Raw genomic sequence first — 17,681 nt, forward strand, 5'->3', positions numbered from 1 at the left:
CACCTGTCAGTTCGCCGCGGCGCCCGCGCCGGCAGCCTTTTCGCCGTGGCTCCCGTCATCGGATTCGCTTTCATCGGCGCCACCATGACCAGCCTCATGGCCAAGCTCTTCAGGATCGCGCGACTCGTGTCCGATCGGGCCGGTCTCGTCGCCCTCTGTTTCGGGCGCTTCGCCGCCGGGCATATCGCCCTCGGTCGCGCCGTCGGCGTCGTCGCTCATAGCCGCCATCTCGCCGTGACCACCCGGACCGCCGCTGCGATCCATCGCCATCATCTCGTCCATACACATCTGGCCCGGCTCGACGCAGCGGTTGAGAATGTCGTGATACAGTTCCTCGTCGCCAAGCGCGTAGAAGGCCGGCGGCACATCCACGGTGGGTTCCAGAAGCGCGCGATATTCGTCGCGGTCCAGCACCTCGCCGCTGTCGCGAGACTTGGACACCCATTCCTCGAACTCGGCGTCTTCGAGACCATAGAAGACGAAATCCATCTCGGAGAAGCCGGCGCCGCTATAATGCGAGGCCATGCCCTTATATTCGCCGGGATCGTTGATGACCGCGTGAAGCTGTGTCTGCATCGAGGGCATGGTATAGATCATTCCCGCCAGCGTCGGCACATAGAACGCTGTCATCACCTGGGTCGCGGTCAGATCGAAGCGGATGGGGCGATCGAGCGGGGCGGCCAGCTCGTTCACCGTGGCGATGCCCTGCTCGGGATAGATGAACAGCCATTTCCAGTCCATCGAGACGACCTTGACCACCAGCGGTTCCTCGTCATCCTCGACCCCCTCGGTTTCGCTGTCGAGCGGACGATAGGGGTCCAGCTTATGCGTGCTGACCCAGGTCAGCGCGCCGAGCCAGATGATGATCACCAGCGGCGCCGCCCAGATCAGCAGCTCGAGTTGCACGGAGTGGTGGAAATCGGGATCGTAATCCCGGTCATTGTCGCGGTTGCCCGCGCGGTAGCGAAAGGCGAAGAACACCGTCGCCGCCATCACCGGCAGCACGATCACCAGGATCAGCGCCGTGGTGATGCCCAGCACGTCGCGGGTCTTCACCGCCACATCGCCGCCCGGAGACAGCACCTCGGAGCCGCATCCGGCCAGGCCGAGGAACAGCGTCGCAAGGAATGTGTACCGCAAAATCTTCATTCTGAAAGCTCGCACTTTCTGGGGCGCGGCGCGGTGGCCGGAAGGTCGTCTCACCGCCTCGTCGCTTCGCGCAGAGATGTAGGTCGTGGGTTAAGAAAAGCAAAGCGGGGTCGGATTGTCCATGAAGCATTCGGCTTGACAGGGGCGGGCACAAGTTGCCTCCTATTGCGGCGCCGGAGACGCGCCGAAACGCCAGAAAAAGGCAGTAATCATGGACACAACAGCCGAATCCATTCCCGAAGAGCGCGATGAACATGTCCGTCTGAGCGACCTTGCCATCGGTGTGGTCATTGGTCGCACCTCGGAGTTCTTCGACTTTTTCGTCTTTGCGATCGCCTGCGTTCTGGTCTTTCCGCAGTTCATTTTTTCCTTCGCTTCGCCGGTTGAAGGGATTCTCTATTCCTTCGCGGTTCTGGCGCTCGGCTTCATGGCGCGTCCCGTCGGCACCTTCATCTTCACCGAGGTGGATCGCCGCTTCGGCCGCGGCACCAAGCTGACTGCGGCACTGTTTCTTCTGGGGCTTTCGACCGTCGCGATTTCCTTCCTGCCCAGCTATGAACAGGAGGGGTGGCTGACCGTCGCAAGCCTCTGCCTGTTCCGCATGGGGCAGGGGGCGGCCCTGGGCGGGGCCTGGGACGGCATGTCCTCGCTGCTGGCGCTGAACGCGCCCGAGGACAAGCGCGCGCGTTATGCGGTGCTTCCGCAGATCGGCGCGCCGCTGGGGCTGATGCTCGCCTGCGGCCTGTTCATCTTTCTGCGCGCCTCGCTCTCGGAAGAGGAATTCCTGCGCTTCGGCTGGCGCTATCCGTTCTTCGTCGCCTTCGCGATCAACGTCGTGGCGCTGTTCGCGCGGCTGCGGCTGGTGGTCAGCACCGATCTGGAGACGCTGTTCAGCCAGGCCGAGCTGCGCCCGCGCATCAATCCCCGCCTGCTGCGCGAGGAATCGATGAACATCATCGCCGGGGCCTTCATCCCGCTGGCGACGCTGGCGCTGTTCCACATGGTCACCGTGTTCCCGCTGAGCTGGATCTATCTCTACGCGCCGGAAAACATCACGGGCTTCCTTTGGATCGAAATCGTCGGCGCGCTGTTCGGGCTGGGCTCGATGATCGCCTCGGGCTTCATCGCCGACAAGATCGGGCGGCGCACGCTGCTGCGCAACTGCGCCTTCGGTATCGCGATCTATGCCATGCTGTCGCCGCTCCTGCTGAGCCTCGGTTTCAGCGGCGAGGCGCTCTATGTGTTCATAGGCTTCGCCCTGCTGGGATTGTCCTTCGGTCAGTCCTCGGGCGTGGTGGCCTCGGGTTTCGCCGTGAAAAACCGATATACCGCCTCGAACCTGACGGCGGACCTGTCCTGGATGTTCGGCGCTGGCTTCGCGCCCTTTGTCGCGCTGTATCTGACCGAGACCTTCGGGCTGTGGTCGGCGGGCGCCTATCTGCTGTCGGGCGCCATTGCGACGCTGGTCGCACTGATCGTCTTCAAGCGCAGCCAGGACGCACGCCGGGCGGGCGACAGCTCCTGGCGCTGAGCGCTGACAAGGGGCAAAGCCCGGCAGGACCATTTGGCATAAGAAAAAGGCCCCGCACCCGGCGGGGCCTTTTCACATTTTCGGCCCGCGCTCAGTCGAGCTTGAAGGACCACAGGAACGTCTCGCCCGACGCGTCGTCCACCCCGTCATTATCGGTCACGACCCAGACCGTGCCGTCTTCGGCGATGGCCATGCCTTCGACCTTGTCCTGCACATAGCCATTCCAGCGCTGCATGTCCGGGATCAGGTCGCGCACGGTTTCCTTCCCGACCAGCGGAAGCTCCTCATCCAGCGGCACCGGATTGAGATCGGCCAGTGCCACGCGGGTCACCGCTTTCAGCTTCGCCGCTTCGCCGATCTGGTTGTCGCGCTCGATCAGATAGAGATGATCGCCGTTGATCGCCAGTTCCGACAGTCCGACCCAGCCCGCGCCGCTGTCCAGCGGATAGTGCAGCCCCGTCCATTCGCCGGTCGCCGGGTCCAGTTGCAGCAGCTTGACCTGGCCTTCGGGGTCGTCTCCCCATTCGCGCTGCACGGCGACCCAGACCTTGCCGTCCTGCACCGCGATGCCTTCCAGCCCGAACCGCTTCTGCTGTTCCAGCAGGCTGTCGGGCAGCGGGAATTCATCGTTGATGGTGCCATCTCCGGCGACGCGCAGCACGGCATGGGGGATCTCTTTCTCGGGATGACCTTCCGAGGCCAGCCAGAACCCGCCCTGCCCATCGCTGGCGATGCCTTCCAGATCCAGCTTCTCTGCGGGGGCGCCGTCGCGGGTCACCACCGTCTTGCCGGTGATTTTGGCAGGGCTGACCGAGGCGTCGATGGTGAAGATCGCAGGTTGGGTGTCATAGGCGCTGTCGCTGACCGCATAGAGCGTCTCCGGCGCGGACGGGTCCATTGCCAGCCCCGACAGCGCGCCCCAGCCGATCAGCGGCTCCGATCCGGCCGAGCTCAGCGTCGGATAGGCTGCCTCGCCTTCGCTGCGCTCATAGATCATCACATGAGCGCGGGCCCCGCCATCCTCGCCCAGATCGGTTTCGTTGGCGGTGGCGAACAGGTTACGCTGCGGGATCGGCACCAGCCCCTCCGGGCCGATACCCGAGGGCAGCATCTGCAAAAGTTCGGGCGCGGCAGGATCGGTCGCATCATAAACGCCGACCACGCTGCCGCGCTCCGAGGCCACGAAAAGCAGCCGCTGATCGCCATAGGTGGCGACGGTGACGGCCTCGGGTTCGGCGCCCTTATTCTCGGACCGGCCCTCCGGGTAATGTCCGATCTCGGCCACGGCGCGCTCGAAGCTGGTGCCGCTGTCATAGGCGATCGTGCCATCCTTCGCGAAGATGGTGAAACCGCGCGAGCCCCCTTTCCAGTCGCCCTCATTCGCGACGACGAAATAGTCGTCATTCAGCCATTTCAGCGCATCGGGTTCGCGCGGCACCTCGTCGAGGCTGCCGGTAAAGTCCAGAGCACCCTCCTCGGCGATGTCCACCCCGTCGAGATCGACCGATCCGGCGCTGAAATCCGATGCCACCGCACCATCCGCGCCGATCACGACGATATGGTTGTTCTCCTGCAGGGTGACGGCAAGCTCGCCCGCCTCGTTGAAATCGAGGAATTCCGGCTCCGGGTCTTCGGGGGCGATATCGGCGAGACCGGTCAGTTCGATCCGTTCCAGCCCGTCGCAATCCACCCCCGCATCGCCCACCGGCAGGCGAACCACGAACCCGGCGGGCATCTGCGGCAGCCCGCCATCGCCCGCATCCTCGTCGCGCTCATTCTCGATGGCGACGGCGATCATGTCCCCGGCGGGCGAGATCGCCACGCTGTCCGGCTGCCCGCCCAGATCGCAGCTTGCCGTGATCTGCTGGCTGTCCAGATCCACCGTGCGCAGCACGCCAGAGGGCGCGGTATAGGATCCCGAGGTGTTCACCCCGACAAAGGCCAGACCTCCGCGCAGCACCGTGGTCGTCGGCTCGCCATCCATCGCGATATTGCCAAGCGGCGCGGGGTTTGCCGGATCGGTAATGTCGATCACCCCGATCGCGCCCAGCGGGCTGTCGGAATAGATCAGCGTATTGCCGTCCTCGGTGACTGCCATGATCTCGGCCGAAGTCTCGCGGCTGGTGTCGGCGCCCTCTTCAATGTTGCGGGTGGTCGGGAAGCTGGCGACGCGGTTGAACTGCGGCGCGGCCAGCGCAGGCAGCGCAGCGCCAAGCGCGAGGGCCGAGACCAGCCCGGAAAGCAGTTTTCTGCGGAACGGCATGGGTTTGCTCCATATTTGTGACCCACGCTGTGTCGCGCCAGAGTGCAACAGGGATATGTCGGGATGGTGTCAGATCGGTGACGTCACGATGCGAGCGCGGCGAATTTTCCAATCATTCCCGAATCTCGCTCGGCGAGGGTTTACCCGCCAGGCATCTTCGGCCCGGCACCACGGCGCGTTCCGGCGATGAGCGTCGCCACGATGCGATCCAGAGGCTCCTCGATATCGGCGATCACGACGGCCTCATCCGCGCCGGGCTCTTCCAGCGTGGCCAGCTGGCTGTCCAGCAGGGCCGCCGGCATGAAATGCCCCTCGCGCTGCCGCATGCGCCCGGCCAGAGTGTCGCGCCGCCCGCGCAGATAAAGAAACACCACCGGCCCGCCGGCGCGGCTGCGGATGCGATCGCGATAGGCCCGGCGCAGCGACGAGCAGGCGATGATCGTGCCGGGCCTCAGCCGGTCGCCAACCCGGTCCAGCCAGGGCCAGCGATCGGCGTCTTGCAACGCGATGCCTTGCGCCATCTTCTCGATATTCTCTGGCGGGTGCAGCCGGTCGCCGTCGATGAACTTTAGCCCGAGACGCGCCGCCACCGCCGCGCCCACCGTGGTTTTTCCGCTGCCCGAGACACCCATGATGACGAAACGATGCCGCTCGGGGGTCATGCGTCAGGACCTGTCGGGGCGCGCGTGGCGGCGCCTGGGCCGGTTGGGAACGGGCAGGGATGTGTCATGGGCAAAAGAATAGGCGCGGCACAGGCCAGAGGCAATCGGTGCGGCGCGGACCGATCTGGCCTTGGAAGCTCGCGCGGTGCAATCGCCGCGATACCAATGCATCCTGCCGAGAGGCGGCAGCTTTTCGGCAAGATGATCTTTCCCCGAGAATCGGGATTGATCGTGGCATGAAGCAGGACCAATCTGTTGCAGGACCCGGCAGCCCGCCGGAACGGGAGGAACGACCATGAACAAGACGCTGACTCCGAACGACATGTCCAGCTTCTGGATGCCGTTCACCGCCAATCGCGATTTCGCCAATGACCCCCGCCTCGTGACCGCGGCGGAAGGCATGTATTACACCAGTTCGGACGGGCGGCAGATCCTCGACGCGGTTGCAGGGCTGTGGTGCGTGAATGCGGGCCACAAGGCCCCGCGCATCGTCGAAGCGGTCAAGCGGCAGGTCGAGACGCTCGATTACGCCCCGCATTTCAACTTCGGCACCCCGCAATCCTATGCGCTGTCCAACCAGTTGCAGGCGCTGTTCCCCGAGGGGTTGAACCATGTCTTCTACACCAATTCCGGCTCGGAATCGGTGGACACGGCGCTCAAGATCGCGCTGCATTACCACCGCATGCGCGGCGACGCGGCGCGGACCCGATTGATCGGACGCGAAAAGGGCTATCACGGTGTCGGCTTCGGCGGCATCTCGGTCGGCGGCATCGTCAAGAACCGGATGTATTTCGGCAGCCTGCTGAGCGGCGTCGACCATCTGCGCCACACCCATGATCTCGAACGCAACGCCTATTCGCGCGGCTGCCCCGAACATGGCGCCGAGCTGGCCGATGACCTGACCCGGCTGGCCGAGCTGCACGATCCCTCGACCATTGCAGCGGTGATCGTCGAGCCGATGGCCGGCTCGGCCGGGGTGTTGCTGCCGCCGAAAGGCTATCTCAAGCGGCTGCGCGAGATCTGTGACCGCTACGGCATCCTGCTGATCTTCGATGAGGTCATCACTGCCTATGGCCGGCTCGGCCGGGCGAGCGCGTCGGAATATTTCGACGTGAAGCCCGACATCATCACCACCGCCAAGGGGCTGACCAACGGCACCATCCCGATGGGCGCGGTGATCGTCGACGAAAAGATCTACAACTCGGCCATGGACAATGCCGACGCCGCGATCGAGCTGTTCCACGGCTTCACCTATTCCGCCCACCCCATCGCGGTGGCGGCGGCAATGGCGGCGATCGAGACCTATCGCGAGGAAGATCTTTTTGCCCGCGCCGACCGCATGGCCCCGATCTGGGAAAATGCGCTGCACGGGTTGAAAGGCCTGCCGCATGTGAAGGATCTGCGCAATCTCGGCCTTGTCGGCGCCATCGAGCTGGAATCGCGCGACGGTGCCCCCGGCGCGCGCGCGATGGAGGCGATGAAGGCCGCCTGGGCGGACGGTCTGATGATCCGCGTCACCGGCGACATTATTGCCCTCTCGCCACCGCTCATCATCTCGGAAGAGGAGATTCACACCGTGTTCAGCAAGATCTCCGACATTCTGCGCAAGCTGGACTGAGCCCCGGCTTTTGGCGGCCTTCGGGATGGCCGGAACCTTGCCGGTTCCGGCCATCCCGTCGCAGCCTTGTTTTCCACCCTGACCACGCCGCCCTTGACGCCGCCCGCGCCGAGGCGGATGAACAGGGCAGGGAGATCACCTGCCCATGTCCAACGCCGCCGCAGCACCAACCGACACGCCAGAGCGCACCACCTGGCTGATCCTCGCCGGGGTCAGCCTGTGCCATATGCTCAACGATATCATGCAGTCGCTGCTGGCGGCGGTCTATCCTCTGCTCAAGGCCGAGTTCTCGCTCGATTTCTGGCAGATAGGCCTGCTGACCTTCGTGTTTCAGGGCACCGCCTCGCTGCTGCAACCCGCCGTCGGGCTGATGACCGACCGGCGTCCGATGCCCGCATCCCTGTCCATCGGGATGAGCTCGACGCTGATCGGGCTGGTGGCACTGGCCGCTTCGCCCAGCTATCCGCTGCTGGTCATCGGTGCGATGCTGATCGGGATTGGCTCTGCCGTGTTCCACCCCGAGGCGAGCCGCGTCGCGCGCATGGCCTCGGGCGGGCGCTACGGCACGGCGCAAAGCTTCTTTCAGGTGGGAGGCAACGTGGGCACCGCCATCGGCCCGCTTCTGGCGGCGTTCATCGTGGTGCCGAATGGGCGCGGCTCGATCATGTGGTTCACCGCGCTGGCTATGCTGGGCGTGCTGATCCTCGCGCGGGTCGGGGTCTGGTATGCGGCATATCTGCGCGACGACACCCGGCGGGCCAGACCCGCGGTGCCGCATGGGCTGTCGCGGCGGCGCGTGCAGGCGGCCATCGTCATCCTCGCGCTGCTGACTTTTTCGAAGAATGTCTATTCGGCCTCGTTCATCAGCTATTACACCTTTTACCTGATCGAGAAATTCGGGCTGAGCACCCAGCAATCGCAGCTCATGCTGTTCCTGTTCCTTGCCGCCATGGCGGTCGGCGTCATCGCCGGCGGACCGCTGGGCGACAGGTTCCGCCCGCTCACCGTGATCTGGATCTCGATCCTCGGCGCTTTGCCGTTCACGCTGATGCTGCCGCATGTCGGGCTGGTCGCGACCGGCGTGCTGACCGTGGTAATCGGGGTGGTGATCGCCTCGGCCTTCCCGGCGATCGTGGTTTTCGCGCAAGAGCTCGTGCCGGGCCGCGTCGGGCTGATCGCGGGGATCTTTTTCGGCTTTGCCTTCGGTTCCGGCGCGATTGCGGCGGCGGCGCTCGGCGTGGTGGCCGATCTGCGCAGCATCGAATTCGTTTTTGCGCTGACCGCATGGATGCCCATCCTCGGCGTGCTGACCCTGTTCCTGCCCCGCGCCGCAGCGATGGCCGCGTCGCCGGTCAGCGAGTTCCGCGCCACCGCAAGCACCGGCGACCGGCCGGAGGTCTAGCGGCGCTCAGCGGTTTGCGCCCGCCGCCGCGCGCCCGTGCAGACGCTGCGTGCCAAGCGCCATCGCTGCCGCCTGGAACGCTAGTGCCCATACCCGCCGATCCCCGGCAGCCAGGTCGAGAAAAACGGCACGAATGTCAGCACCAGAAGCACACCGATCGCGGCGAGGAAAAACGGCGGCAGCTCTCGGATCAGCGCCCCCGGCCTCTGCCCGGTCGAGGCGGCGATCACGAAGATCAGCCCGCCCACCGGCGGCGTCAGCAAGCCGAAAGTCAGGTTCACGATCACCACAATGGCGAAATGATCCGGCGCAATCCCGAGCGCATGGGCAATCGGCGCGAGGATCGGCACCAGGATCATTACCCCGGGCAGCGGGTCCATGAACATGCCGAAGACCAGCAGCAGCAGATTCACCGCCAGCAGAAAGGCGATGGGCGACAGTTCCAGCGCGATCACGTAATCGGCCAGATCCTGCGGCACGCCCTCGATGATCAGCACCCAGGCGAAGGCGCGGGCCGAGGCGAGGATCAGCAGCACGGAGACCGACATGATCGCCGCCCGACGCGCCGCGCCCCAGATCTCGCGCAGCCCCATGCTGCGATAGATCACCACGCTCACCAGCAGCGCATAGAACACCGCCATGACAGAGGCCTCGGTAGGCGTGGTGATGCCGCTGCGGATGCCGCCGACGATCAGCACGATCAGCATCAGCGACGGCACCGCATGAAGCGAGTTGCGCAGCATCACGCCCGGCTCGGGGCGGCGCATATCGCTGACATAGTTGCGTCTCCGGCTGATGACGAAATTCACCGTCGCCATCGCCGCGGAGATCAGCAGCCCCGGCAGGATACCGGCCATGAAAAGCGATCCGACCGAGACGTTCTGATCCTGCAACGCATAGATGATCATGGTGATCGAGGGCGGAATGATCGGCCCGACCACGGCGCTTGAAATGGTCAGCGCGCCCGCATAGGCGCGGTCATAGCCGCCTTTCTCCATCATCCGCGTCATCATCGCGCCGGGCCCCGCCGCATCGGCCAGCGCCGAGCCCGAGATCCCCGCGAACAGCGTCTGGCTGATGACATTGGCATAACCGAGCCCGCCGCGCAGATGGCCAACGAATTGCCGGGCGAAACGCAGCAGCGACATGGAAATCGCCCCCGCTGACATGATCTCGGCGGCGAAGATGAAGAACGGCACGGCGAGCAGCGGAAAGCTGTCGAGACCGGAAAACATCTCTTTCACGATCACCACCAGCGGATACGCCCCGGTCAGGCCCAGCGCGGTGAAGGCGGCAAGGCCAAGCGCAAAGGCCACCGGCACGCCGATGACCAGAAAGACCAGGAAGGACAGCACCATCAGCGCAATCATCGCGGCACCTCGGCCTCTTCGGCCTCCAGCCCGTCACGCAGATAACGTCGCGCGATCAGCGCCAGATGAACGATCAGCAGTGCAAATCCGACCGGCATCGCGGCATAGACCCAGAACATCCTGATCCGCAGCGCCGCCGAAAGCTGGAACTGTGCGCGGCTCATATAGTCCCAGCCCATCCAGATCATCACGCCGAAGAAGATCGTCAGCAGCATCAGCACCACGCCCCGCAAGGCGCGCGCGGCGCCAATCGGCAGAGCTGTCTGGAAATTGGTCAGCGCCACATGCGCCCCCTCGCGCAGCGCCAGCCCGGCGCCGAGGAAACACATCCATATCATCGTATAGCGCGCCACCTCATCGGCCCAGGGCAGCGAATTGCCGGTCAGATAGCGCAACCCGACATTCCAGCCCACGACGACGCACATCACCCCCAGCAGGGCGACGATGGCGGCGGCGTTCAGCGCGACAAAGATGCGTTCGGCCAGCGAAGGGCGGGGCCCGCCCTTCGCAATGTCGTCGATGCGGCTCATTCGGTGGCGATGATGCTGTCCATCAGCTCCTTGCCGAACTGTTCCTCATATTCGACATAGACATCCGCAAGCTGGTCCTGAAACGCCTGCTTGTCCTCGGCTGTCAGCTCGTTCACCTCCATGCCGCGCTCTTTCAGCGTCGCGACGCCCTCGGATTCGACCTGATCGACATAATCGCGCATCGCCACCACGGCGGCATCGCCGGCCTTCTCGAAGGCCGCTTTCTGCGCGTCGTCGAGCCCGTCCCAAAGCTGGCCAGACACCATCACGATGGCCGGCGAATAGACATGGCCGTCCAGCGTCAGATATTGCTGTACCTCGTCCAGCTTGGCCGAGACGATCACCGAAAGCGGGTTCTCCTGCCCGTCGATCGCGCCCTGTTCCAGCGCCGGGATCACCTCGGGCCAGGCCATCGGAGTCGGCGCGGCGCCGAGCGCGTCGAACGCTTTCAGATGAACCGGATTTTCCATGGTGCGGATTTTCAGCCCGTCCAGATCCTCGGGTGAGGCGACCGCAGCACGATTATTGGTGATGTGGCGGAAACCCTGCTCGCCCCAGGCCAGCGCATGCAGCCCCGTCTCGCTGAACTTCGCCAGCATCTCATCGCCGATCTCGCCGTCAAGCACGGTGCGGGCATGGCTCAGATCGCGGAACAGGAAGGGGATGTCGAACACCCCGACCTCGGGCACGAAATTCGACAGCGTGCCAGAAGACGCGATGGTCGCCTGCACGGTCCCGATCTGGAGCCCCTCGATCACCTCACGCTCGCCGCCGAGACCCGAGGAGGGGTAATGTTCGACGGTAAACGCATCGCCAAGCTCGGCGGTCAGCGTCTCTTCAAAGGCCCGTGCGCCGGCGCCGTAATGGCTGTCTTCGGCCAGCGCATAGCCAAGCTTGACTTCCTCCGCGCCGGCAAGCGCGGTCGAGCCGGCCAGAACGGCAAGGCTCAGGGCGAAATGCTTTGTCATGGTTTCTTCTCCCGATTGGTGGCGACAGATTGGTCAGTTTGACGCGCCCGCGTCAATGCCCCCAGCTCCGGGAAAACCCGCCGCGGCGCCTAAAGCAGATCCTCGCGCGCCGTCGCCACCAGCCGCTTGAGATCGGCGACGCTTTGCAGCCCGAATGTCGCCTCGTGACCGGCGATGAAGGTGGGGGTGCCCTGAAGCCGCATCGTGTCGGCCAGGTCCATCGTTTCATAGATCTGGTCGAGGATCTCGCGCTTTTCCATGTCGGCTTGCAGCTTCTCGATGTCCAGCCCGACATTGCGCGCCTCGCGCAGCACGCTGGCCTCTTCCGCGCGGCCGCCCATATTCATCATCGCGGCGTGAAACTGCCAGTATTTGCCCTGTCGCAGCGATGCGAGCGAGGCTTTCGCCGCGAACATCGAGCCATCGCCGAAGACCGGCCATTCGCGGAACACCACACGCAGATCCTGATCCTCGGTGACGAGCCGCTGCACTGCGTCCATGTTGCGGCGGCAGAAAGTGCAGTTGTAATCGAAGAACTCGCTCAGCGTGACATTGCCGTCCGGGTTGCCCAGCACGGGCAGGGCGGGGTTGCGTTCCAGCACCTTGCGGATCTCTTCGGGCATCGGATTGGGATGCGGCTCTTGCGCAAGCGCGACGCCCGGCAGCGCCGACAGCCCGGCGAGGCCCGCGGCGGATGCCATGACATGGCGGCGGGTCATCCCTCTGCGGCGATGGTGCTGATGCTGCATGGCGGCTCTCCTGTTGGCAATGTCCAAAATCTTGCGTGATGCTGGCGCGCAGCGTGGCCCCTGTGCATCGCCGGGGCAAGCCATGCGCGCAAACAATGCCGTGAAGCCGTCTTGCGATTGTCGGAGTGTTACTGTGCTGTTACGCATCTGTCGCAAAGCAAGACGGGTGGGACATGGCCGATTCTGACCTCAAATCCTGGAAGACACTCAACAAGGATCTCGGGCGGATCTCGACGCTGGAACAGGCCGCGGCAGTGGTATCGCGCCCGCTGGTGGCACCGGGGATCGGGCTGGCCTTCATGGCGCTTGTCGGGCTGGCCGTCGCCTCGTTCACCGGGTTCAGCGCGACGACGGCCATCGTCATCGCCGCTGCGGTCGTGGGGGCCTATATGGCGCTGAATATCGGCGCCAACGATGTGGCCAACAATATGGGGCCCGCCGTCGGCGCGCGGGCGATGACCATCGGATCGGCGCTGGTCGTTGCCGCCATCTGCGAAACGGCGGGCGCGCTGCTGGCGGGTGGCGATGTGGTCTCGACCGTGTCGCGCGGGATCATCTCGCCGGAAAGCGTCGCGCAGCCCGGCGTGTTCATCTGGGCGATGTTCTCGGCCCTGCTCGCCGGGGCGCTTTGGATCAACCTTGCGACCTGGCTCGGCGCGCCTGTCTCGACCACCCACTCCATTGTCGGCGGAGTCATGGGGGCGGGGATCGCCGCCGCCGGCTTTGCGGCGGTGAACTGGCCGACCATGGGCGCGATCGTGGCAAGCTGGGTAATCTCTCCGTTGATGGGCGGGGTGATCGCGGCGGCGTTTCTCGCCTTCATCAAGATCAAGATCATCTACACCGAGGATATGCTGGCCTCGGCCCGCCGCTGGGTGCCGGTGCTGATCGGCATCATGGCCGGGACCTTCGCCACCTATCTGGCGCTGAAAGGGCTGAAGAAGATCGTGTCCATCGGCTTCGGCCCGGCGCTGCTGATCGGCCTGGCCCTCGCCATCGTCACCACCATCGCCATGCGCCCGGTCATCGCGCGCCAGTCCCTCGGGCTGGAACCGCGCAAGAAATCCCTCAAAGAGCTGTTCGCTATCCCGCTGGTGCTCTCGGCGGGTCTGCTGTCTTTCGCTCATGGCGCCAATGACGTCGCCAACGCCGTCGGCCCGCTCGCCGCGATCGTCCATGCCGTGCAGGACGGTGGCAGCAGCGACAGCGTGTCGATCCCGCTCTGGGTGATGCTGATCGGCGGCGCGGGGCTGTCGGTCGGACTGCTGCTGTTCGGGCCCAAGCTCATCAATATCGTCGGAAACGAGATCACCCGCCTCAACGCGATGCGCGCCTATTGCGTGGCACTGTCGGCCGCGATCACCGTCATCATCGCCTCATGGCTGGGTCTGCCGGTCAGCTCGACCCATATCGCCATCGGGGGCATCTTCGGCGTCGGCTTCTTCCGCGAATGGTATCACGAGCGGATCATGGGTGAGCACCGCGTCGACACCATCTCGACCGCCGAGCAGCGCCGCCGCCGCAAGGTCGTGCGCCGTTCACATTTCACCACCATCCTCGCGGCCTGGCTGATTACCGTGCCGGCCGCCGCGACGCTGTCGGGGCTGCTGTTCTTTATCTGCACCGCGCTCTGGGGGTGAGGGGTCACCGCAGTCACCCCTCACCGATCTCAACCCTCCAATACCGGCATGCTGTTTTTGACATGCCGGTATACGAGCCGCTTCTGTGCATGAAGCGGCGGCACGATCCGCGCGTGGGGAGGCTGCATCTCTGCGCGATCGAGCTCGGGGAACAGGGTCAAGATTTCGTCCCGGGCTTCTTGCGAGATGACTTTCATCGCCTCGGGCCCGGTATAAAGGCTTTCCGTCGGGGCGCCTTCCGAGATCACGATCTCATGGGCGTCGAACAGCAGGTGGAAATAGGTGACGGTCTCCACCTCATCGTCAATGAAGATGCCGGGAAAAGCGATCAGGCGGATGGCCGGGATCAGAACTTCGGATACGCCGAACATGCGTGTCGTGATGGGTGAGGATACCAGAATCCGATGCTGGCGCGAGACCAGAAGATCGCGCCGGGGCAGGCCCTTCCCCAAGACGCCCGCCTTCACCCTCACTGGACGCAGCTTCTCGTTGCGCTCCATCTCGGTCCGGCCGATGTCGCGGCGCCCGATCCAGCGAATGTCCTGTACCGCGTCGCGACCTGCCGTAACGACCCGAACCGCGTCACCGACGTTCAGCGTTTCGATCGGCACCTGACCGCCATCGGCTATCTCGATCAGCGTCCCCGACGTGAAGCAGGTCGGGCCCAGATCGGTCGGTTTGACCCCGCCATTATCTCGGTACGTTGACGAGACGGTTCGTATAAAGGTCGCGTTTTCGAGTATCGTGCCGTCGGTCGGCGTGAAATATTGGTTTCCATTGTAAGCGTAGAATGTGGTGCCGCTGATATTCGTGACCGATCCGTCCGCGAGCCTGACCCTGATGGTATCGGAAAAGCTCCCATAGATATCCCATCCATCAACGGAATCGTATCCGCTGGAGGAAAAATCCCCGTCATCATCCTGATCAACCAGAGTAATTCTCCGGACGTTCAGCGTCGTTCCGGACGGCGGTGAACTAGACGGGTCGAGAAGATAGGCTTGTTCTTTACGGGATGTCGGCATGGTAGCACCACTAAAAAACGGTTAGATGACACTCGCCGGACATCCGATTGCACTCAGGGAATAGCCTGCGGTGTGAACGAATGATTAACCAAATTAACTAGAACATAAACAAAAGTTAATACGATACGTGAAAGATTTGTGACACAGCCGAAGGCTTAAATATGATTAATCATAATTGGGAGACTCAGCCGATACTATGCATAAGCAGAGCGATAACCTCGCCTTCTTCACATTATTGTGAAGCAGCAGCCGCGCTTTTAATCGTATGAGATATAACGATAAACTTCCAATCTTGCGGAAGCGGCATGGCGACAATCTGTCATGTGATAGATTGCGATAAGCTTGGTACGGCGAAAAGGCATATATGCGCCCAGCCGCTCAGGCTCGTCAGACACCGGCATTCCTCAGCGCTGCCTGACCGTCGGCGAGATCCGGGTCGCTCAAGGCTCGGTGCTGGCGTGATACATCGGATGGCATAAATACACCTGCTGCGTGCGATTAACATCGCTTGCCTCTCGCCGAGGGAAAGTTCAGCATCACCGGATTTTCCGGGCGCGCCGCAACAGCGCCGGGTTTTATTGAAAGGATTTTCCATGTTTACGGACCAGATCGTGATCGACATCCTGCTGCGTGGCGCGCTTCTCTCGGCGATGGCGCTGTGCTGGCTGATCTTCCTTGTGCGGATCATCGGGCTGCGCTCGTTCTCCAAGATGGCTTCGGTGGATTTCGTCACCACACTGGCCGTCGGGTCGCTGATGGCCGGGGCATCGCAGGCGACGGGCTGGGCAGGGTTCCTGCAAAGCCTGATCGCCATGGCCGCGCTGATGGCGGTGCAATACGCCCATGCCCGTATGCGCATCACTTCGGACCGGTTCGAGTCCGCCGTCGAGAACGAGCCCCGCCTTCTGATGCGCGACGGAACGGTGCTGCATGACGCGCTGCGCGACGCGCGCGTGTCGCCCGATGACCTTGCCGCAAAGCTGCGCGCGGCCAATGTGCTCGACCCCGCGCAGGTGCGGGCGGTGGTGCTTGAAACCACCGGTGATGTGTCGGTGCTTCATGGTGACAGGCTGGACGATAGGATGCTCAACGGTGTGCGCGGCGCAGGGAGAGCCGGTGATGCTCTGAGCCTCTGATTCTCAGACGGAACGAATATCATCCACGCAGATTCGAGACGCGGGTCTGACGCCAATATCCGCGCTGTAACGCCCAAAAAAACAGGCAGCCTTGGGGCTGCCTGTGGATCGTTGCGGGGATAACCCTCTGGGCACCCTGTGGAGAGGCTGTGGATCGCGCTGCGCTCAGACCGAATAGTAAAGCTGATATTCGACCGGGTGCGGGGTGTGCTCATAGGCATAGACCTCTTCCCATTTCAGCGCCATATAGCCCTCAAGCTGGTCGCGGGTGAACACGTCGCCCTGCAGCAGGAAATCCATGTCTTTTTCAAGCTCTTCCAGCGCTTCGCGCAGGGAGCCGCAGACGGTCGGGATCTCGGCCAGCTCTTCCGGGGGCAGGTCGTAAAGATCCTTGTCCGAGGCCGGGCCGGGGTCGATCTTGTTCTTGATCCCGTCCAGACCCGCCATCAGCAGTGCCGCGAAGCACAGATAGGGGTTTGCCGCCGGATCGGGGAACCGCGCCTCGACGCGCTTGGCCTTGGGGCTTTCGGTCCACGGAATCCGCACGCAGCCCGAACGGTTCCGCGCCGAATAGGCCCGCAGCACCGGCGCTTCGAAGCCCGGGATCAGCCGCTTATAGCTGTTGGTCGACGGGTTGGTCAGCGCGTTCAGCGCCTTGGCGTGTTTCAGGATGCCGCCGATGAACCACAGCGCCTCTTGCGACAGATCGGCATATTTGTCGCCCGCAAAGATTGGCTTGCCGTCCTTCCAGATCGACATGTTCACATGCATCCCCGAGCCGTTATCCCCCTTCATCGGCTTCGGCATGAAGGTCGCGGATTTGCCATAGGCATGGGCCACGTTGTGAATGACATATTTGTATTTCTGAAGATGGTCGGCCTGCTCGGTCAGCTCGCCAAAGACCAGCCCCAGCTCGTGCTGCGCGGATGCAACCTCGTGGTGATGCTTGTCCACCTTCATGCCGATGCGCTTCATCGTCGACAGCATCTCGCCGCGGATGTCCTGACCGGCATCGACCGGGTTCACCGGGAAATAGCCGCCCTTGTGGCCTGCACGGTGGGCGGTGTTGCCCATTTCGTATTCGGCATCGGTATTCCAGGCCGCATCGGCCGCGTCGATCGCATAGGCCACCTTCTGCGGCGTCACCGAATAACGCACATCATCGAACAGGAAGAACTCGGCCTCGGGCCCCCAGAATGACACATCGCCGATCCCGGTCGATTTCAGATAGGCCTCGGCCTTGACGGCGGTGCCGCGCGGGTCGCGGGCATAGGGCTCGCCCGTGTCCGGCTCGACCACGTTGCAGTGCACGCAGAGCGTTTTCTCAGCATAGAACGGGTCGATATAGACGCTGGCCGGGTCGGGCATCAGCTTCATGTCGGACTGTTCGATCGACTTCCAGCCGGCGATGGACGAGCCGTCGAACATGAAGCCTTCCTCGAAGAAGTCCTCGTCGACCTCGTCGTTGACCAGCGTGACATGCTGGAGCTTGCCCTTCGGATCGGTGAAGCGGACATCGACATATTCGACCTCTTCATCTTCCATCAGCTTGATGACATCTGCGGCTTTCATAAAGTCTTTCCTTTTTCATATGCGAACCGGCCAAGGCCGATCCCGGATCGTCGCTGTTAAGATTGTTCA

General features: G+C 63.5%; 14 protein-coding genes. 5 read left to right on the forward strand and 9 right to left on the reverse strand.

Annotation, left to right across the window (positions count from 1 at the left end; all coding sequences use genetic code 11):
- Window positions 1-6: 6 nt before the first annotated feature.
- On the reverse strand, window positions 7-1,149 hold the full coding sequence (gene cyoA / locus PAF18_RS02270; protein ID WP_271117027.1) for a ubiquinol oxidase subunit II: 1,143 nt from the start codon (window positions 1,147-1,149) through the stop codon (window positions 7-9).
- A gap of 211 nt (window positions 1,150-1,360) precedes the next feature.
- Here cyoA and PAF18_RS02275 point away from each other — a divergent pair, with 211 nt between their 5' ends.
- A complete protein-coding gene (locus tag PAF18_RS02275) occupies window positions 1,361-2,680 on the forward strand; it encodes an MFS transporter (protein WP_271117028.1) in 1,320 nt (439 codons plus the stop codon).
- A 91-nt stretch (window positions 2,681-2,771) separates the two neighbouring features.
- Here PAF18_RS02275 and PAF18_RS02280 read toward each other — a convergent pair whose 3' ends face one another.
- On the reverse strand, window positions 2,772-4,943 hold the full coding sequence (locus PAF18_RS02280; RefSeq protein WP_271117029.1) for an esterase-like activity of phytase family protein: 2,172 nt from the start codon (window positions 4,941-4,943) through the stop codon (window positions 2,772-2,774).
- Window positions 4,944-5,083: 140 nt separating this feature from the next.
- On the reverse strand, window positions 5,084-5,605 hold the full coding sequence (locus PAF18_RS02285; RefSeq protein ID WP_271117030.1) for a gluconokinase: 522 nt from the start codon (window positions 5,603-5,605) through the stop codon (window positions 5,084-5,086).
- A gap of 295 nt (window positions 5,606-5,900) precedes the next feature.
- On the opposite strand from PAF18_RS02285, the gene aptA reads away from it, so the two are divergent.
- Together aptA and PAF18_RS02295 are read left to right on the forward strand one after the other, a co-directional pair.
- The gene (gene aptA, locus PAF18_RS02290) at window positions 5,901-7,223 is read left to right on the forward strand and encodes an omega-aminotransferase AptA (RefSeq protein ID WP_271117031.1); all 1,323 of its coding nucleotides are present in this window, start codon (window positions 5,901-5,903) and stop codon (window positions 7,221-7,223) included.
- Window positions 7,224-7,368: 145 nt separating this feature from the next.
- The gene (locus PAF18_RS02295; RefSeq protein WP_271117032.1) at window positions 7,369-8,625 is read left to right on the forward strand and encodes an MFS transporter; all 1,257 of its coding nucleotides are present in this window, start codon (window positions 7,369-7,371) and stop codon (window positions 8,623-8,625) included.
- An 80-nt stretch (window positions 8,626-8,705) separates the two neighbouring features.
- On the opposite strand, the gene PAF18_RS02300 is transcribed toward PAF18_RS02295, so the two are convergent.
- From PAF18_RS02300 to PAF18_RS02315, 4 genes are all read right to left on the reverse strand, one after another.
- Entirely contained in the window at window positions 8,706-9,995 is a 1,290-nt protein-coding gene (locus PAF18_RS02300; protein WP_271117033.1) for a TRAP transporter large permease, read from the reverse strand.
- The gene (locus PAF18_RS02305) at window positions 9,992-10,525 is read right to left on the reverse strand and encodes a TRAP transporter small permease (protein ID WP_271117034.1); all 534 of its coding nucleotides are present in this window, start codon (window positions 10,523-10,525) and stop codon (window positions 9,992-9,994) included. Before PAF18_RS02305 ends, PAF18_RS02300 begins: the two co-directional genes overlap by 4 nt.
- Window positions 10,522-11,493, reverse strand: a complete 972-nt coding sequence (locus tag PAF18_RS02310; protein WP_271117035.1) for a TRAP transporter substrate-binding protein — start codon at window positions 11,491-11,493, stop codon at window positions 10,522-10,524. The genes PAF18_RS02305 and PAF18_RS02310 overlap by 4 nt, the downstream gene beginning before the upstream one ends.
- Before the next feature lie 89 nt (window positions 11,494-11,582).
- Window positions 11,583-12,242, reverse strand: a complete 660-nt coding sequence (locus PAF18_RS02315) for a DsbA family protein (RefSeq protein WP_271117036.1) — start codon at window positions 12,240-12,242, stop codon at window positions 11,583-11,585.
- 173 nt (window positions 12,243-12,415) lie between these two features.
- Here PAF18_RS02315 and PAF18_RS02320 point away from each other — a divergent pair, with 173 nt between their 5' ends.
- On the forward strand, window positions 12,416-13,882 hold the full coding sequence (locus PAF18_RS02320) for an inorganic phosphate transporter (protein ID WP_271117037.1): 1,467 nt from the start codon (window positions 12,416-12,418) through the stop codon (window positions 13,880-13,882).
- 29 nt (window positions 13,883-13,911) lie between these two features.
- On the opposite strand, the gene PAF18_RS02325 is transcribed toward PAF18_RS02320, so the two are convergent.
- Window positions 13,912-14,904 (reverse strand): Hint domain-containing protein, encoded by a 993-nt coding sequence (locus PAF18_RS02325; protein ID WP_271117038.1) that lies wholly within the window; start codon window positions 14,902-14,904, stop codon window positions 13,912-13,914.
- Window positions 14,905-15,497: 593 nt separating this feature from the next.
- Between PAF18_RS02325 and PAF18_RS02330 the strand changes: the two genes are divergently transcribed.
- Window positions 15,498-16,040, forward strand: a complete 543-nt coding sequence (locus PAF18_RS02330) for a DUF421 domain-containing protein (protein ID WP_271117039.1) — start codon at window positions 15,498-15,500, stop codon at window positions 16,038-16,040.
- Between the two features lie 165 nt (window positions 16,041-16,205).
- On the opposite strand, the gene glnA is transcribed toward PAF18_RS02330, so the two are convergent.
- Window positions 16,206-17,612: a type I glutamate--ammonia ligase gene (glnA, locus tag PAF18_RS02335; protein ID WP_271117040.1), complete on the reverse strand. Its 1,407-nt coding sequence runs from the start codon at window positions 17,610-17,612 to the stop codon at window positions 16,206-16,208.
- Between the last annotated feature and the right edge of the window lie 69 nt (window positions 17,613-17,681).

The organism is Paracoccus sediminicola (assembly GCF_027912835.1).
In the GTDB taxonomy this organism is placed as follows: Bacteria; Pseudomonadota; Alphaproteobacteria; order Rhodobacterales; family Rhodobacteraceae; genus Paracoccus; species Paracoccus sediminicola.

Bases quoted from the DNA above. Each gene is read 5' to 3' on its own strand.
- cyoA (WP_271117027.1), bottom strand. From the start codon at position 1,149: ATGAAGATTTTGCGGTACACATTCCTTGCGACGCTGTTCCTCGGCCTG.
- PAF18_RS02275 (WP_271117028.1), top strand. From the start codon at position 1,361: ATGGACACAACAGCCGAATCCATTCCCGAAGAGCGCGATGAACATGTC.
- PAF18_RS02280 (WP_271117029.1), bottom strand. From the start codon at position 4,943: ATGCCGTTCCGCAGAAAACTGCTTTCCGGGCTGGTCTCGGCCCTCGCG.
- PAF18_RS02285 (WP_271117030.1), bottom strand. From the start codon at position 5,605: ATGACCCCCGAGCGGCATCGTTTCGTCATCATGGGTGTCTCGGGCAGC.
- aptA (WP_271117031.1), top strand. From the start codon at position 5,901: ATGAACAAGACGCTGACTCCGAACGACATGTCCAGCTTCTGGATGCCG.
- PAF18_RS02295 (WP_271117032.1), top strand. From the start codon at position 7,369: ATGTCCAACGCCGCCGCAGCACCAACCGACACGCCAGAGCGCACCACC.
- PAF18_RS02300 (WP_271117033.1), bottom strand. From the start codon at position 9,995: ATGATTGCGCTGATGGTGCTGTCCTTCCTGGTCTTTCTGGTCATCGGC.
- PAF18_RS02305 (WP_271117034.1), bottom strand. From the start codon at position 10,525: ATGAGCCGCATCGACGACATTGCGAAGGGCGGGCCCCGCCCTTCGCTG.
- PAF18_RS02310 (WP_271117035.1), bottom strand. From the start codon at position 11,493: ATGACAAAGCATTTCGCCCTGAGCCTTGCCGTTCTGGCCGGCTCGACC.
- PAF18_RS02315 (WP_271117036.1), bottom strand. From the start codon at position 12,242: ATGCAGCATCAGCACCATCGCCGCAGAGGGATGACCCGCCGCCATGTC.
- PAF18_RS02320 (WP_271117037.1), top strand. From the start codon at position 12,416: ATGGCCGATTCTGACCTCAAATCCTGGAAGACACTCAACAAGGATCTC.
- PAF18_RS02325 (WP_271117038.1), bottom strand. From the start codon at position 14,904: ATGCCGACATCCCGTAAAGAACAAGCCTATCTTCTCGACCCGTCTAGT.
- PAF18_RS02330 (WP_271117039.1), top strand. From the start codon at position 15,498: ATGTTTACGGACCAGATCGTGATCGACATCCTGCTGCGTGGCGCGCTT.
- glnA (WP_271117040.1), bottom strand. From the start codon at position 17,612: ATGAAAGCCGCAGATGTCATCAAGCTGATGGAAGATGAAGAGGTCGAA.